Annotated in this window: 12 protein-coding genes and 1 pseudogene; 6 read left to right on the forward strand and 7 right to left on the reverse strand. The window is 59.2% G+C overall.

Features of this window, described 5'->3' with window-relative positions; all coding sequences use genetic code 11:
- The first annotated feature begins 539 nt into the window (after nt 1-539).
- Complete coding sequence (locus GGD66_RS30605) at nt 540-917, forward strand: cytochrome c family protein (RefSeq protein WP_128935382.1); 378 nt, start codon at nt 540-542, stop codon at nt 915-917.
- Here GGD66_RS30605 and GGD66_RS30610 read toward each other — a convergent pair.
- The 4 genes and pseudogenes from GGD66_RS30610 to GGD66_RS30625 form a co-directional block, all read right to left on the reverse strand.
- Nucleotides 896-1,404, reverse strand: a pseudogene (locus tag GGD66_RS30610) ((2Fe-2S)-binding protein). The gene GGD66_RS30605 and the pseudogene GGD66_RS30610 sit on opposite strands and share 22 nt — an antisense overlap.
- A gap of 89 nt (nt 1,405-1,493) precedes the next feature.
- Nucleotides 1,494-2,411, reverse strand: coding sequence for an NADP-dependent oxidoreductase (locus GGD66_RS30615; RefSeq protein ID WP_183260050.1), 918 nt, complete (start codon nt 2,409-2,411; stop codon nt 1,494-1,496).
- A gap of 71 nt (nt 2,412-2,482) precedes the next feature.
- Nucleotides 2,483-5,656: an efflux RND transporter permease subunit gene (locus tag GGD66_RS30620; protein ID WP_183260052.1), complete on the reverse strand. Its 3,174-nt coding sequence runs from the start codon at nt 5,654-5,656 to the stop codon at nt 2,483-2,485.
- Nucleotides 5,653-6,774, reverse strand: coding sequence for an efflux RND transporter periplasmic adaptor subunit (locus GGD66_RS30625; RefSeq protein WP_246789065.1), 1,122 nt, complete (start codon nt 6,772-6,774; stop codon nt 5,653-5,655). The genes GGD66_RS30620 and GGD66_RS30625 overlap by 4 nt, the downstream gene beginning before the upstream one ends.
- A 968-nt stretch (nt 6,775-7,742) precedes the next feature.
- Here GGD66_RS30625 and GGD66_RS30630 point away from each other — a divergent pair.
- Nucleotides 7,743-8,783, forward strand: a complete 1,041-nt coding sequence (locus GGD66_RS30630) for a hypothetical protein (RefSeq protein ID WP_246789025.1) — start codon at nt 7,743-7,745, stop codon at nt 8,781-8,783.
- A gap of 1,007 nt (nt 8,784-9,790) precedes the next feature.
- On the opposite strand, the gene GGD66_RS30635 is transcribed toward GGD66_RS30630, so the two are convergent.
- Nucleotides 9,791-10,270: a peroxiredoxin family protein gene (locus GGD66_RS30635; RefSeq protein ID WP_246789027.1), complete on the reverse strand. Its 480-nt coding sequence runs from the start codon at nt 10,268-10,270 to the stop codon at nt 9,791-9,793.
- 735 nt (nt 10,271-11,005) lie between these two features.
- Between GGD66_RS30635 and GGD66_RS30640 the strand changes: the two genes are divergently transcribed.
- Complete coding sequence (locus GGD66_RS30640) at nt 11,006-11,422, forward strand: cupin domain-containing protein (RefSeq protein ID WP_128935386.1); 417 nt, start codon at nt 11,006-11,008, stop codon at nt 11,420-11,422.
- Between the two features lie 498 nt (nt 11,423-11,920).
- Here GGD66_RS30640 and GGD66_RS30645 read toward each other — a convergent pair whose 3' ends face one another.
- A complete protein-coding gene (locus tag GGD66_RS30645) occupies nt 11,921-12,394 on the reverse strand; it encodes a cytochrome b/b6 domain-containing protein (RefSeq protein WP_245473819.1) in 474 nt (157 codons plus the stop codon).
- Between the two features lie 65 nt (nt 12,395-12,459).
- Nucleotides 12,460-12,750, reverse strand: a complete 291-nt coding sequence (locus GGD66_RS30650) for a hypothetical protein (protein ID WP_183260056.1) — start codon at nt 12,748-12,750, stop codon at nt 12,460-12,462.
- Between the two features lie 441 nt (nt 12,751-13,191).
- On the opposite strand from GGD66_RS30650, the gene GGD66_RS30655 reads away from it, so the two are divergent.
- Genes GGD66_RS30655 through GGD66_RS30665 form a run of 3 tightly spaced genes read left to right on the forward strand, consistent with a single transcriptional unit; the run spans nt 13,192 to nt 16,349 of the window.
- The gene (locus GGD66_RS30655) at nt 13,192-13,602 is read left to right on the forward strand and encodes a hypothetical protein (protein WP_183260058.1); all 411 of its coding nucleotides are present in this window, start codon (nt 13,192-13,194) and stop codon (nt 13,600-13,602) included.
- Nucleotides 13,603-13,626: 24 nt separating this feature from the next.
- Nucleotides 13,627-15,024 carry a cbb3-type cytochrome c oxidase subunit I gene (locus GGD66_RS30660; RefSeq protein ID WP_246789029.1) on the forward strand — a complete coding sequence of 466 codons (1,398 nt, stop codon included), beginning with the start codon at nt 13,627-13,629 and terminating at the stop codon, nt 15,022-15,024.
- Nucleotides 15,021-16,349, forward strand: a complete 1,329-nt coding sequence (locus tag GGD66_RS30665) for a c-type cytochrome (RefSeq protein WP_183260060.1) — start codon at nt 15,021-15,023, stop codon at nt 16,347-16,349. Before GGD66_RS30660 ends, GGD66_RS30665 begins: the two co-directional genes overlap by 4 nt.
- Nucleotides 16,350-16,355 lie beyond the last annotated feature (6 nt).

A 16,355-nucleotide genomic window follows, 5' to 3' on the forward strand; every position in this document is an offset into this window, starting at 1 on the left:
TTCAAGCCGCGCACTTGTCGCGATCTCGTCGTTTCTGTCGCGATCGTCACGCCGAAGTCAATCCGGGCCGATTTGGTGCTTCCCTACCTGTTTCCCCGCGAAGCGCTGGAGCCGGATCCAGGCTCGAGCTGGAAGGAGTGCTCGCGCATGACGTTTCGAAGCAACCCAACGGGAAAGAGTGATCACGAATTGCCCTTTTTGTGTCGTCCTACGCCACGCCCACAGGCCTCTTGGACGATATCTCACGCCTATCGAATGCATGTCCAAAAGGAATTTCTCATTTTGTCCCCTGTATCCGATCTTTCGGTGTGGCGGGCGGTCGAGCGCACGCGGCCGTCCCGTTAAGGACTGAAACTATCGCGCGATTCGCCGTGACGCGCGCGGCCAGCGAAGGATGCGCGATGAAAGTACCAATGTAGGGCCCGGCTGTAGCCGCGCGGATCTGGTCTGCTCGGCGCCACCCGCCTCGACTCGGAGACGATCTCAACGATTTCGCGCAGCCGCGCCACCTCTGATCCCGATAAGAAAGGATGTTCGTAATGAACAGCGCAGGAACACTTCGTGCGATTCTCGCGGCGCTCTTGTTTGCGGGAGCCGCCGCCAATCCAGGCCACGCGCAGGACGCCGCGCACGGAAAGACCATCTTCCAAGCTTGCGCAACGTGCCACGCTACGGATCAGGCCAATCGTGTGGGGCCTGGCCTGGGAGGAATCGTCGGCAGAAAGGCGGGTACGGCTCCCGGGTTCCCCTACAGTGACGCGATGAAGAAGTCCGATATTGTCTGGGATACGAAGATCCTCGATGCGTATTTGGAATCGCCCCAGAAGGTAGTTCCCGGAAACAAGATGCCCTACGCAGGGCTGAAGAACCCGACGGACCGGGCTGACCTCGATGCCTATCTTGCGACGTTGAAGTAGCGGATCGTTGGGCGAGACCTTGGCAGGGCACGGCTCAGTTGAACGTCTAAGCATCTTTTTACTGCCGCCTCGTCTGCGCAAGCATCCCAATTGCCTGATCCCGTGTCTGATGAGCGAACGTGGAAAGAAAAATCCGGAACAAGCGGCCTGAGCCGCGCAGCCGCCGACATGATCTGGGCGGACTGACAGTAGCCGCACTGCGCCACCTCCAGCTCCAGCCATGCCTTCTGTAAGGCTGCACCCTGCGGCGCCTGGCCGATCGCCTCGATCGTGGTGGCCGCGCTATCGCCAATGCTGTCGACCAGTGTTTGGCAAGAGCGGAACGGCTGGCCGTCGACATGCACGGTGCAGGCGCCGCACAGCGCCTGGCCGCAGCCGAACTTGGTCCCGGTCATACAGAGCACATCGCGGAGCACCACAGCAGCGGGGTGTCGCCGTCGACATCGACCTCATGGGGTGTGCCGTTGATCTTTAACGTGAAAACCATGGATGCCTCGTGGTGGCTAGGGCTGATAAGACGCAGGCGGTCGACCCGGACCGCGCCGGCCGACTGCATGCATCAAGGGGCACTGGTCCCTACGGACGAACGCGGATGATAGTCTTCCCCTTGCGTCGCTCGGTCCGGTTGAAAGAAGCGACGGCATCGTCGAGGGTCGCGATGTTGCCAACGTTCGTCCGCAGTCGCCCGTCCCGTACCCGCTGGACGATCTCACGCAGTTGGGCACGATCGGACTCGACGATGAAATCGACTGCCAAGCCGTTGGCGGGCCGTTCCTCGCTTGGCCCGACGATTGAAACAAGGGTTCCTCCGGCTCGAACCAGCCGCACCGACCGCTTTGCGATGTCGCCGCCGAAGACATCGAAAACCAGATCGATTTGGCCGACGTCTTCCAAAACATCGTTCTCGAGGTCGACGAACTCCTGAGCGCCGAAGTCGAGCGCCTTCTGACGGTCGGCAGCGCGTCCGGTGCCGATGACATAGGCGCCGGCCTCTCGCGCGAGCTGGCTCACCATCGAACCGACTACGCCAGCCGCACCGTGCGCCAGGACGCTCTGCCCCGCCTGAAGGCGGCCGTGCTCGAACAGTCCCTGCCACGCGGTCAGGCCCGGCATCGGCAGGCTCGCGCCCACGGTGAAATCGACGTCGCCCGGGAGCGCCGCGAGGTTGCGCGCCTCGACCGCGACATACTCAGCCAGTGTTCCGTCGCGATACCAGTCCGTGAGGCCGAAAACCCGCTGTCCCACCGACAGCCCCGTCGTGCCATAGCCGAGCGCGGTGACCACTCCGGCCAACTCGTGCCCAGGGATCGACGGTGTTCGGTCATGATCGAAGCGATCGGTCCAGGTCGGTGGCCACGTCAGCTCATCCCACGTGAAACCCGACGCACGAACCTGAACGACGACGTCGTTTATCGCTGCCTGTGGCTCGGGCTGCTCCACCAGCTTCATACCGGCCGTTCCCGCAGCCCGGTCCGTCACAATGATCGCCTTCATGGGAATTCTCTCCTCGGTAATTTGCCTCTTCGGCGGCGGCCGTTCTGGCTTCATCTCGGCGTAACCGCAACTCACTCCGCCGCGGCGGCCATCGCGTGGTTCGGCTTGCCCTCATCCGCTCCTTCCGCGAGGTTGCGCACGACCATGTAGAAGATCGGCGTGAAGATTAGGCCGAACAGCGTAACTCCGAGCATACCGAAGAACACGGCGACGCCGACGGCCTGGCGCATCTCCGATCCGGGTCCGGTGGAGACGACGAGCGGCAGCACGCCGAGGATGAAGGCGAACGAGGTCATCAGGATCGGCCGCAGTCGCAACCGGCAAGCCTCGATCACCGCCTCCAGGCGCGATTTACCCTCAAGCTCGATGTCCCGCGCGAACTCGACGATCAGGATCGCGTTTTTGGCCGCAAGTCCCACCAGCACCACGAAGCCGATCTGGGTCAGGATGTTAATGTCCTCGCCCATGATGCGCACGCCGATGGTGGCCGCGAAGAGGCACATCGGCACGATCAGGATCACCGCGAGTGGTAGCGTCCAACTGCCGTACTGCGCCGCCAGCACCAGATAGACGAACAGCACACAGATCGGGAACACATAGAGCCCGGCATTGCCACCCGTCACCTGTTGATAGGACAGATCGGTCCATTCGAAAGAAAAACCGCTCGGTAATGTTTTGTCGGCCAATAGCTTGATGGTGTTGAGCGCGGTCTTCGAGCTCACGCCTGGCGCCGGCTCGCCCTGCAGCTCGGATGCTGAGTAGAGATTGTAGCGCGCGACACGATCGGGCCCGGAGATATCCTTGAAGTCTACTACGCTCCCCAGCATAACCATGTCACCGGCCGCGTTGCGGGTACGCAGCCGCGCCAAATCAGAGGCCTCTCTTCGGAATGGCAGATCGGCCTGCGCGGTGACATGATAGGTGCGCCCAAACAGGTTGAAATCGTTGACATAGGTCGAACCGAAGTAGGTTTGGATCGCATCGTTAATGCTGGCGATGGGAACACCGAGCTTCTGCGCCCTCACGCGATCGATGTCGACGAATAGCTGCGGCGTATTCGCCGTGAACGGCGAGAACACCGACGTTAGGTTTGGCGACTTCCGCGCGGCGGCCACGAGTTCGTCCGTGGCAGCTCCGAGCAACTCGGGACCGCGCCCCTGTCGATCCTGGATGCGGATGGCGAAGCCGCCGCCGGTGCCGATGCCTGGCACCGCAGGCGGTGGGATGACGATGATGAAGGCGCCCTGGATCGCCGACAACCGCTTTCGCAGATCCGCAGTGATCACGCTGGCAGTCAGGCCCTTCCTAACTCGCGCCTCGGGGTCGTCGAAGACGGGGAACAGTGCCGCGGCGTTGCCCGCCTGCGTGCGGGTCGCGCCGGAGAAGCCAGCAAACGCCGCGACACGGATGACCCCTGGCGTATCCAGCGCAATTCGCTCGATCTCCCGCACCACCGCGGTGGTCCGCACCAGCGACGCGGCGCCCGGCAATTGCACCGAGATGATCAGATAACCACGATCCTGCGCCGGGATGAAGCCCTGAGAAGTGGTGGCGAGCAGCCAGCCAGCACCGCCGATCAGCGCGAGGTAGATTGCCAGCATCACCACCGTGTGTCGGATCACGAAGGCGGTGGCGGCCGCGTAGCCATGCGCTAGGCGCTCGAAGATGCAATTGAAAAGCGCGGTGAAGCCGTCCCAACCCCGTGCAACGATGTTCCAGCGCGCCGTTGGACGTTTCTGCTCATGCGGAGTAAGAATTCGGGAGGCCAGTGCTGGCGACAGCGTTAGCGAACAGAAGCAAGAGATCGCGGTCGCGACCGCGATTGTGACGGCGAATTGCTGGAAGAATCGCCCGGAAATGCCGCCGAGGAACGCGGTCGGCACGAACACCGCGCAGAGCACGAGGGCGATCGAGACCAGCGCGCCGCCGACCTCCTCCATCGTCTTGAGAGCCGCCTCGCGCCGGCTCATACCTGCCTGGAGATGTCGCTCGACATTCTCCACAACCACGATGGCGTCGTCTACCACGATGCCGACCGCAAGTACGAGGCCGAATAGCGTAAGGTTATTGATGCCGAAGCCGAGCACCGCCATCGCTGCAAATGTGCCGACCAGCGACACCGGGATCGCAACAATTGGGATGATCGCAGGCCGCCAACCTTGAAGGAACGCCAGCACCACGATGACCACGAGCGCCATCGCCTCGTAAATCGTCTTGATCAGCTCATGAACCGACTGGGCGATGAATTCGGTCGGATTGTAGCCGATATTGTAGTCGAGCCCCTTTGGGAAGCTCGTCTTGAGCTGCACCATCGTGTCGGAGATATGTTTCGCGGTGGCGAGCGCGTTCGATCCGGGCCGCTGCGTCACCACCATCGCAACGGCTGACTTTCGTAGTATGAAGCTGTTGGTAGTGTAGGCCAGCGCGCCAAGCTCGATCCGCGCAACGTCGCGCAGCCGTACGGTACGGCCGTCGGAACCAGCCTTCACCACGATGTCCTCGAATTGCCTGATATCCTTGAGGCGCCCAGTGAAGACCAGGTTCGGCTGGAATGCGCGATCCGCAATCGGTGGCTCTGCGATCTGGCCGCCCGCGATCTGCAGGTTTTGGGCCCGGACCGCGGCAATGACGTCGCTTGAGGTCATACCGAGATTGGCGATCCGGTCAGGATCGAGCCACAACCGCATCGAATATTCGCGCGCGCCAAACATCTGGATGTCGCCAATGCCGTCGAGCCGCAGAAGCTGGTCGCGCACCTGCAACAGCGTATAATTCGATATGTAGAGCTGGTCGAAGCTATCGTCGGGCGACAGCATGAACACGACCATCAGGATGTCGGGTGAGTTCTTACGGGTGACTACTCCGTTGCGCTGCACCTCCTCCGGCAGCCGCGGCTGCGCGATCGCGACGCGGTTCTGCACCAGCACTTGGGCCTTGTCGAGATCGGTGCCAAGCTTGAAAGTCACGGTTATCGTGAGCTGGCCGTTGGAGGTCGCCTGGCTGTACAAGTACAGCATGTCCTCGACCCCATTGATCTCCTGCTCGATGGGAGCTGCGACCGTATCGGACACAGTCTGTGCCGAGGCGCCGGGGTATTGCGTGGTGACCGTAACCGTAGGCGGCACTACCTGCGGATATTCAGAGACGGGCAGCGTCTGGTACGCGATCGCGCCCACAATCAAGAGCACGATCGACAGCACCATCGCCAGAATGGGCTGATTGACGGAAAGACGTCCGAGATTCATGACTTACTGCCGCTGATCTCGACGCTGCGCGGGCTCACCTTAGCGCCAACGCGTGCTCGCTGGAGGCCGTCGATGATGACACGATCCTCCGGCTTCAGGCCTGTGCGAACAACGCGCAGTCCCTGATCCAACGGACCGAGTTCAACCGCACGCGCTTCCACAGTGTTGTCATCCTTGACCACGAACACGATCTTGCGCGACTGATCGGTCGCGATCGCTACATCTGGCAAAAGAAGCGCCTCATAGGGCGAGGAGCCAATTAGCCGCACGCGGCCGAACTGGCCGGGCAGGATGGATAGATCGTGGTTCGGGATGATCGCGCGGCTGCGAAGCGTGCCGGTGGAGACGTCGAGCCGGTTGTCGATGAAATCCATATGGCCGTCGTGCGATGGTTTGGTCTCGCCGGTCAGCGCCACCTGCACTGGATTAGGCGTATCGCGTGAGCTCGGCCGCTTACCCTCGAACCACAGTTTGTTGTTCTTAAGATAGGTCGCCTCGTCAACGTCGAAATATACGTACATTGGGTCCATTGAAAGAATCGTGGTAAGTAGCGTCGAGCCGCCGTTGTCGCTCCCCTGCACGAGGTTGCCGACGCTCACAAAATGGCGGCTGACGCGGCCGGTTATCGGTGCCACCACATGCGTGAATTCGACATTAAGCTGGGCGGCCTTTAGCGCGCCTTCGGCAATAGTCTCAGCGGCGTGAGCGGCCTCCAATGCCGCGCGACGCTGGTCGACGACTTGCTCGGAGACAGCACTGGTCTTTACGAGGGTGAGCCCGCGCTCAAGCTCGCGCTTGGCCAGCTCTGTCTTGGCGCGCGCATCGGCGAGCTGACCGTCCGCTTGGGTCGCCACCGCCTCGAACGGGCGAGGGTCGATGATGTAGAGCAGATCGCCGGCGTGCACCATGTCGCCGTCTTTGAACTCGACACTGGTGACAAAGCCACCGACGCGGGCACGGACTTGCACCTCCTGGATCGCTTCGAACCTGCCGGTGAACTCGTCCCAGTCGGTGACGGTGCGTTTGACCGGTTGCGCCACCGTAACGGACGGCGGAGGCGCGACCACCTGCGATTGCGCCTTCTCGTTGCAGCCCGCGAGCGTAAGCGCAAGTAGCATGCAGATCGATGCGCCAACGCATCTGCGAAAGCGACGAAACGGACGTCCGATGAACTGGATCGCCACAGCCATTCTTTCAGCTGCGCTCACTTCCGGCTCTCCCAAGCGAGCTAGAACGCCGCATTGACTGAGACAGGTATCTTGCGGCCTTGCGAAGTTTGCGGTCATGTTCGATCGATACAAAGGCAATTACCGCACGAACGGCAGCAATGTCTTGGAAGTAGATAACTTGGCTGACGGCACCGCCAAGAGACGCGACAGCCTCAATTGCGCCGCTGCATTGCATGTCGACTCTCCAATAGCATCGTGTTCCGCGTGTCGGTTCAGCGTTGAACGTTACGACACGAAGATGCTTTAGAGAGTGACCCTGCAGCACGGCGAAGGGAAATTACAATTCGACATCGACTTGATAAACGATGGTTATTGCTGCTTTCCGATTAGCATGATTATGTAGTCGAAATGCACGACCACACCGCACGCTGAGCCCGGCGCTTCGTTTCAGCAAAGACTCCTGAGCCGCGTTGAGCCGCAACGAACGGCGTCACGACACGCACACCGTTGCCGCGACTTCGGTCGCGAGCTCGAAGAGACGCTCATCAGTAACCTGCGCGAGCGACACGCACTACGAACAGTAAAGGTGAGCCATTCATGATGCGCATGAATAACTCAAATACATTTTAGCCGGCGGCTCATAGGCGAATTGGGCAGCTTGTGTGCTAAGATCCGCCATTCTATCAGGACATTACTTGCCTTCGGCGGAAGCTTCGACTGACGCTACCGTCTCTTGCTATGACACCGGTCGAACATTCAAAAGCACAATGAAGACGGTGATTGATCGAAAGAGACACTCCACCCAGCAATGAACGATTGATCGGAACACCGATGCGCGACGCAGACAATACTCGAAGGCCCGCCTATCTCGGAAGTCGTCTCGAACCCGGTTTCTTAACCGTGACTCTGTAGGGTGGATGATGGACGCAATTGTTCACGGGCAAAATCGCAGTAGGCGTCTCGAGAAGCGCGATGGCTATGTCGCTCTTGCGCCGGCGGCGGCGGCGATTTGTTATCCATTTCTGCTCAATGCTTTCCATGCTATCGTCGGCACGCAAGCCGCAAGCCTGCCACCCGTCGCAATCGCCTGCGCGACCAGTGTTTTGGTCGTTGCGTTCGTGGTGCCGTTCCTCGGGATCGCTCTAGCTTGTCGACCAACGTCCGATCCCGGTTCAAGACGCCTCGCCTATGCGAGCGTTGTGTCGCCGACGCTCTATGTTTTTCTCGGCGTTGTGCAAGCCCTAATCAAGAGCCCTATTCCCGATGAGGTGATCTGGTGCGCGATCTGGCTCGCAATCGCGAAATGGTCGCAGTCTGCACGAGGTCCGGCTGAATCAGCTGAGCCTGTGGTCGGAGGTTGGCGGGTTGTCCATGGAGTAACGGCCGTGGTCCTGAGCCTATATGTGGTGTTTCATCTAGCGAACCATCTGTTTGGCTTGATAGGTCCTGATGCGCACGCCGCAGTTATGAAGATCGGACGCGTGGTTTATCGCTCTGCCGTAGGTGAACCCTTGTTGGTTGCAACCATGCTTTTCCAGATAGGGACCGGCCTCCTTCTGGCGTGGCGGTGGAGCGCCTCGGCGCATGACTTCCAGAGGACCTATCAGGTCGCTTCGGGCGCCTATCTCTCAGTCTTCATTCTCGGCCACATGAATTCGGTCTTCGTCTACGCACGAAGCTTTCTCGGCATACCCACGGATTGGAACTTCGCGATCGGAGCTCCGACTGGGCTCATTCATGACGCTTGGAACATCCGTCTGCTCCCTCACTACGCGCTCGGCGTCTTCTTTGTCTTGAGCCACCTCGCTTCAGGATTAAGGGTGGTGCTGATCGCACACGGTGTCGATCAACGTACTGCCGGTCGACTTTGGGGTGTCTGCATCGCTATAAGCACCGTCGTAGCATCAGCGATAATCGCCGGAATGTCTGGAATCAGAATCGGTGCATTCGCTTCGTGAGTTTCGACCACAAAACTGCCTGGCATACGCCTTTTTCAGCGAGGCCCGTGGAAACCATACGTCTCATCGTATGGCGCTGCCAAGCGATGACTACGATCCGGCGATCGCCGATGGGACCTGGCGGAGAAGTCCCGACCCGCTTCCGTTTACGCTCCATCGCCCAGGTCATCGGCACTTGCGGTGCTGCAGCTACCCTATAGCCAATCTAAGGCGTGCTCTCGCATTCTCCTACTGACGAGACGACCCGCTTCGGAAGATAGTGAAGAAAGGCAGTCGGTGGTATTTTCATTAACTGCCGGAAGGCAAAACGAGAACGCGGCAACGCTGCTGAAGCCGACATCTGCCGCGGCGCGCGAGATTGAACGCCCGACCGAGAGTTGATCGATCGCAAAAGCTATTCTTGCTCTTTGTCGCCAAGCCTTGAGGATCAATCCAGTCTCCATTGAGAAAATGCCGCTCATCCTGCTCAAGAAGGATCAATCGAACGACAAGCTCGGCTTTCTCGGACGGTATATCGGGCGTAAGGCGGTGAGCATCAATTATGAGTTAGCCCTTTGTGGGTGTCGGCTTCGGCCTTTTCTAAACCCCGAACAAACACTGCGATGATGACGGCTGGATCCATAGAACGTAGCCCAGCTGCAAGTGGGATGAATGCTGCGGCTCGCTACGTCGGATGGTCGCTGGGTTCCGCCTTCGTTTCGCTGATGTTCGGCCTAGCTAGGCGGAGATCATAGCGCGATCTTTTGTTTGGTTGCAGGAAATGACCTTCGCCCTGATGGGAGCTGCTACTAGCAACGTTCGCCAACTTAGATAGCTTGCAAAACCGGAATGCCAGCACTTAGTCGAAAGTGTTGCGGTTATCTGACTAGGTGAGCCGCTGCAGACGTCGTGGCCGAACCCTAGCCAACCACGCAAAACATTCCTGAATCATGTCCTTGGCCAAGCGCCATCCAGACACGTGCGCCATCCATCGATCTCCCAGCTAATCCCCCGCTGCTTTGCTGCTTTCAATTTTTTGCTAAAAATTTGAGGTGGCGGACAAAACCGAGCACATCGTCGGGCATCAGACGGCCGATCGCGCGGGTCGAATAGACGGCCGTCACCACTTGGCCTTCGGGGTTCAGGACGAAGCCGGTTGCCTGGAGACAGACGGGATCGTCATTAACGAAGGCGCCGGTCACCGCGGAAACCGCTCGCGCGTCAGCACCGTAAGCGACGGGGAAACCGATTTTGTGCTTTTCGACGAGCATCTCCGACTTTTCCCGGTCGTCTACCGATACCGAGACGACCTTGATGCCTTCACCGACAAATTTGTCTGCCGCTCGCGCGAAACTGGCGAGCTGAGCGTTGCAGTACGGGCACCAGGAGCCACGATGGAATAAAACCACGCCGAACCAACCTGCAAGATCGGCAGGCAGGCTGATTTTTCCGCCCCCGACGCGAGCGAAGGTAAGAGATGGAAAGGTGTCGCCGTTTTGCAGCATCATAATCGGCCTCACTGTTTGAACCGCAAGGCGCTCAAACCGCCCGCGGCTTCCTCAAGAACGGCCCCGCATCCGGTGGCCAGGTCTCCTCGCTGATCCCATCTCCGGAAGGCGCGCCGATACGATGAGGTCGTTGCTTCGCATTATCGAGCCGCCTAGCTTCTCAAGCCGACATTGTATGTCGGTCGCAGGATCGAATTATACGACGTTAGCTCGGAGATTGACCAAAGGACGTCGGCAACGCAAAATTGATTGTCGCCATAAAATCAATAAACGATAGTTATAGTCACTCGCGCAGTGCGCCCCCGAGCCAGATGCCAGTGGCCGCGTCTGCAGAAACCGCCGCCTCGGCAATCGATCAACGTCCCAGCCTGCGGCAAACGGCCGCCTATCCACTCCTGGACTGACATTGCATGGCGCCAATGACGTCATGTGTAGCGTTGACGTGGCACACCTAATTCTCCAGGTGCGTGCGGCACGCGGGCTCGTCTCGCGTCGGACCTCATCAGCACAATGGACGCGTTGGAATAAAAACCATAACAGTCAGACATTTTCCCGTGAGGTGACGTCAGCTTAGCATCGCTCAAGCGAGCCCAACGTTCCACCACGAGTTTCAGATAACATTTGAAATAGCCAGTCTCGTGACGACCTCTTCCCGCCCGTTATAACGGATATGATCGTGATTTTCCCATCGAGGATCATCATCTTTCCGACTTGTTGCTCAAAAGGACAAAGCCCATGAAGATCCAAACCATTATCGTCCTCAGCGCCGCTCTCGCCTTCTCGATGACCGGCCCTATTTGCGCCCATGATAGCGGGGCGGAAACCGTCACGAAGAACTTCGAGGCGGCTATTCCCAATATCCCTGGCAAGTCGCTGATTGCTGTGGAAGTCGATTACGCACCGGGCGCGGCCTCTCCGCCCCACACCCACGCGAACTCTGCTTTTATCTATGCATATGTGATCTCTGGCGCGATCGAGTCGAAGGTAAATGATAGCGAGACGCGCATCTATCGGGCCGGCGAGAGCTGGTCTGAATCTCCGGGTTCGCTCCACTCGATCAGCCGCAACGCGAGCAAGACCGAGCCGGCGAAGCTGCTCGCCCTGTTCGTCCTTGACACCAATGACAGCCCGCTCACCACTCCTGCCAACTGACGCTTCAGACGCAGTGAGCAACGAACGTCCTCAAGGAGCTAACGATAGACGAGTACAATGCGTTCACTCGGTTCGCCGGGCCTGCACCGCATCGAACGGATCTTAACCACGCTCGCTAGCACATTCTACGACAAGCCAACTGCCCGCGCCGTCGAGGCTGTTTGCGGCAGGATCGGCAACCCCAACGCAGATCTTCACGCGTTACGATTGCGCAAACTACTTGCGCGACGTCGAACAAGCGCCTCAATGTCGCTAGACTTGATTGGGTAATCGGCAATTCGGCGACTCAAATTGCACCAGCTAAAACCGGTCGAGGGCGACCTCGGCTTCCTGCAGGAGGCACGGACTTTGACACCATCTACCGTATTTGTGTTAGTGCGCTGTCGCGACGAACTCCTGTCAGTTGGAGCGGCAGCGCATGAGATTCAGTGAATTTTGCAAGCAAACATCGCCAATTTCAGAGGGAATACGGCTCTTCGCGGTACTCGGGCTGATCATTCATGCGCCGGGAATCATCGACTGAAACACTTCATCACGCAGATAAAAGTAGTGGAAGAGGGCCGCGGCTGTATGCACGCCGGCAACCCAGAGGATGGCGTTACCTAGCGTGGCATGTATTTCCATCATCAGATGACCCAGACCATGCGCTTTCGTGATCTGCGGAGCGATGTCGAATCCGGGAAGAGTGACGGGAATCCCCTCAAGCCAGGTACCAAGCACGGCCGTTGTTGGAATCGCAATGAGGAACACATAAAGCACGAAGTGGACGAGCTGCGCGATCAGGGTCATCCATCGCGGCGTCGGCTGCTTCGCTGGCGCGCTGTCGATCAGCCTCCATACCAACCGCAGTACGACGACACTGAAAACAAAAATTCCGAGCGTCTCGTGAATCCTCCGGAGCCCGTCCGCGGAGGCGGAATAGAGCGAGTAGCCATCGCCACTGCTCAGCACATAAGCGACAAGAACCAGCATGACCGTCAGCCAATGGAACAATAGGGCGCCGGCGCCGTAGCGAGAAGAAGTGCTGCGCAAAGCGATTACCTAACTTGGAAATTCACCACCGCCGCTTCGCCTCTGGCTCCGGGCAGCGTCACCCTGAAGGTGATTTCGACGAGCTGTTCAGGAAAGGCCAGTCTCGCCACACCGACCAGGTTGCTGGCGCATCGAGGCGTGCCGCACGCCTGGCTGCGCACGTTGCCCGCCGCGGCGAGTGCGGCGACGACGAGGACATGAAGCCTCTCCTGAACGGCGGTGTCCAACGTTGCTCCGAAGCGCGCTGAACTCTTGACGGCATTGGCGTCGGTCGCCCACATCTGTCGTTCCATCATCGAGATCTCCGCGAGCCGACCGAATTCATCGAGAAGCAGGCGCTATCAGGTTGCGATTTTCGTGCCGGCTGAGTTGGCCCGAGACACGGGTCGCATCACCGACCTCAAACTGTTGTCTTTCATATTGCCCCTCGTTGCTTTTCACGCTGGTCGCGTCTCGTTGGCGGCATTTAGTATTTGAATGACGATAGTCGAAGAATGACCATGCAACTGCACCGAGTGAAATCACCTTTCGCCATGGAGTCGATAGACGATCGTTATTGCCGCCTCCGCGGTGTGACGACGCCATAGCGTGGAATGCCTGCAGGCGCATATCCAAGCGACTGGCGCTCGCGCCTTTGGACAGATCGAGTTTTGCTCGTTCCATAGCGACGCCTGCTTACCCTTGTCGCAACCTAGGCGATCAGCGTAGGGCAACCTGGATCTCTGGAGATGCGACGGGTGGCATTCCTCACTACGACGCCGTTGGTCGGCGATAACGATCGTATATCGACTCTATGTCGAAAGGTGATTTCCCTTGGCGGGCCTTGCAAGCTCATTCTCCAACGCGTCGTCATATCGCAGCTTTCAAATGACGTCACCAACACGCGCTCAGATTGTGAAGCCAGGAGGCTCGATATGCAAAGCAACGGCGTAAACCCGGCCTCAGTAAGTGGTAAAGCCGCCGATTTCGGTGAACCATGGGAAGATGGCTACCGGTACGTAACGGCGGACAGGATTGGCGAAACGATCCATGTTTCCGACCAGCTCAGCTACAAAAATAAGGACAACGTGATCGCGCCGGATTCTCCAGCCGGCCCGGTTGCAATGCCGCTGACGTCACGCTTTTGGCGCGCCTCAGGGCAGCGCTGAACAACGTCGTCGAGGAGACGGATGATGTCCGATAGCGCTGCAGCCATTCCACTTCGCGCGCTCCCTCCGGATGACCGTGTTTTGGCGCGAGTGCTCGCGGCGTACGTGGCGTCGGCAACAATCTGGCTTGTATTCGCCACGGCCGTGGGGCTCTTCGTCAGCTTCAAATTCGCTTACCCGGATTTCGCGACCACGCCGGCGCTCTCGTTCGGTCGGCTGCGCGCGATACACACCAGCGGAACATTTTATGCCTGGGCGAGCCAGGCGCTGATTGGGCTTGCGCTGTTTGTCGCCGCGCGCAGTTCTGGCGCAAGGCTCTACAGCGAGCGCCTCGCATGGATCAGTCTTGCGCTTCTCAATCTCGCCGCCGTGCTGGGCACGGTCACACTCGATCTCGGCTTCACCTACGGCCAGGAGTATCGCGAATGGCTGTGGTGGATTCGCGCAATCCTTGGACTCGGCTTGATCACCGCGGTCTGGAATATGATCGCCACTGTCGAGCGCCGGGATGACGAGCATATCTATATTTCTAACTGGTATACTATCGGGGGCACGCTGTGGACGATTGTTATGGTCGTGGTGTCGATGTTGCCCTGGTATCAGTACGGACTGGGTCAGGTCGCGGTGCAGGCCTTCTTCATGCATAACGCCGTCGGACTATGGTTCACGCCTCTATCGCTCGGTGTGTCCTACTATGCGCTGCCGAAGCTCCTGAACCGGCCGATCTATTCATATTCTCTCGGCGTCTTTGCATTCTGGACCAATCTCATCTTCTATCCGATCATCGGCGCTCATCATTTTGAATTCAGTCCACTGCCATGGTGGCTGCAGACTACGGCCATCGTCTTCAGTGTGGCCATGCTGGTTCCAGTGCTGAGCGGCACCGCAAACTTCCTTCTCACCTTCCGGGGGACTCACGAATGGATATATCGCTCGCCCGCGGTTTTCATCCTCGTCGGCGTCTACGGCTATCTACTGGGTTCGATACAAGGCACATTCGAGGCGTTTCGCTCGCTGCAGCAGCTTTGGCATCTGACCAATTACACGGTAGGGCACTCGCACCTGACGATGTATGGCTTCGTCACTTTCGCGATCTGGGGTGGCATCTATGCGCTTTTGCCGCGCGCCACCGGCAAGTATCCCTACAACCTGAGCATGGGTATACATTTCTGGCTGTCCGCCGTCGGCGTTGTCATCTACGTTGCGGCGCTTTCGGCCGCCGGCACCATTCAGGGGCTCGATTGGCTTCGAGGGCTCACTTTCATCCAGTCGGTCGAAGATGCCGCGCCATACTGGCTGTGGCGCTCCGTCGGCGGCTCGCTGATGTTCGCCGGCCATCTTGTCTTCGCTTTCAACGTCTGGACAATGACCTACGGTAGGTCCTGCACCGAGCTTGCGGCAGCCAAGACGGTGCCGGCATGAACAGGACATTGGCCATTTCTGGCGGTTCGACGCTGATCTACACTGGACTAGCGATTCTTATGGGCGTGCTGCCGGGGATCTGGCTGTCGAAGGTGCCACCGACGCCGGGCCTTAAGCCACTAACCTCGATCGAGGCGCGGGGTCGGGATGTCTATGTCTCCGAAGGCTGCTTCTATTGCCATACCCAGCAAGTACGCCCGCTCTCCGGAGATAAGCCGTTTGGCCGCCCTTCTGCGCCGGGCGATTATGCCTACCAGACTACGGAATTACTAGGTTCGGAGCGCACTGGTCCAGACTTGAGCAATATCGGCGCGCGGCAGTCGAGCAGCATATGGCAGTACATCCATCTCTATCAACCGCGTGCAGTTGTGCCGCAATCGATCATGCCGGCCTTCCCCTGGCTGTTCAGGATTGTGGACAAACTACCTCCAGGAGAAACAGCGGTGCCATTGCCGCCCCAGTTCGCGCCAGGCGGTACCGTCATCCCCAACGACGACGGCAAGGCGCTCGTCGCCTATTTGTTGTCGCTGAAGCAGCCCCCGCTCGTTCCGACGCAGTCCCGCGCCGCGACTGAGAGTCCTTCGAGCGGGTCCCTGGGGTTTGACGCCACCAAGGGTGCCGCATTGTTCGCCGACAACTGCGCATCCTGCCATGGTGCGGAAGGCAAGGGTGTGCCGGGAACGTTTCCGCCGCTCGCCGGAGATCCGGTGGTTAACGATGCCGATCCCACGGCACATATTGGCGCTGTGCTGCACGGACTTGGCGGGCGGGTAATCAATGGCCAGAGCTATGAAGCACAAATGCCGGCGTTTGCCGATCAATTGTCTGATCAGCAGATTGCTGACATCATCGATTACGAGCGATCCTCGTGGGGCAATCGTGGTGCCTTAATCAGTGCGGCTGATGTCGTCGCGGCTCGCGCCAACGAACCACTGCAGAAGCAGGCAACGACGCCGAAACAGGTCTCGCCGGTAGCGCCCCCGGCACCGACGTTCGTTGCTGCGGAAGGATCGAAGCTCTTCGCCGACAACTGCGGCGTCTGCCACGGCGCCGAGGGCAAAGGCGTTCCTGGCACATTTCCGCCGCTTGCAGGCGATCCGGTCGTTAATGCCACTGACCCTGCCGAACATATCACCACCATGCTGCGCGGCCTTAGCGGTAAGGCAATCGACGGCCAGCAGTACGAAGTAGAGATGCCGCCGTTCGCTGACCGACTGTCCGATCAACAGATCGCCGATATCATCAATCACGAGCGCACGTCATGGGGTAACCACGGGCCGTTGGTGACGCCTGCCGAGATCACGAAGCTCCGTGCTGAAAAATAGGAGGCG

It is taken from the genome of Bradyrhizobium sp. CIR48 (genome assembly GCF_014198315.1).
In the GTDB taxonomy this organism is placed as follows: Bacteria; Pseudomonadota; Alphaproteobacteria; order Rhizobiales; family Xanthobacteraceae; genus Bradyrhizobium.

Coding starts and splice junctions, on each gene's coding strand:
- GGD66_RS30605 (WP_128935382.1), top strand. CDS start 540: ATGAACAGCGCAGGAACACTTCGTGCGATTCTCGCGGCGCTCTTGTTT.
- GGD66_RS30615 (WP_183260050.1), bottom strand. CDS start 2,411: ATGAAGGCGATCATTGTGACGGACCGGGCTGCGGGAACGGCCGGTATG.
- GGD66_RS30620 (WP_183260052.1), bottom strand. CDS start 5,656: ATGAATCTCGGACGTCTTTCCGTCAATCAGCCCATTCTGGCGATGGTG.
- GGD66_RS30625 (WP_246789065.1), bottom strand. CDS start 6,774: ATGCTACTTGCGCTTACGCTCGCGGGCTGCAACGAGAAGGCGCAATCG.
- GGD66_RS30630 (WP_246789025.1), top strand. CDS start 7,743: ATGATGGACGCAATTGTTCACGGGCAAAATCGCAGTAGGCGTCTCGAG.
- GGD66_RS30635 (WP_246789027.1), bottom strand. CDS start 10,270: ATGATGCTGCAAAACGGCGACACCTTTCCATCTCTTACCTTCGCTCGC.
- GGD66_RS30640 (WP_128935386.1), top strand. CDS start 11,006: ATGAAGATCCAAACCATTATCGTCCTCAGCGCCGCTCTCGCCTTCTCG.
- GGD66_RS30645 (WP_245473819.1), bottom strand. CDS start 12,394: ATGCTGGTTCTTGTCGCTTATGTGCTGAGCAGTGGCGATGGCTACTCG.
- GGD66_RS30650 (WP_183260056.1), bottom strand. CDS start 12,750: ATGATGGAACGACAGATGTGGGCGACCGACGCCAATGCCGTCAAGAGT.
- GGD66_RS30660 (WP_246789029.1), top strand. CDS start 13,627: ATGTCCGATAGCGCTGCAGCCATTCCACTTCGCGCGCTCCCTCCGGAT.
- GGD66_RS30665 (WP_183260060.1), top strand. CDS start 15,021: ATGAACAGGACATTGGCCATTTCTGGCGGTTCGACGCTGATCTACACT.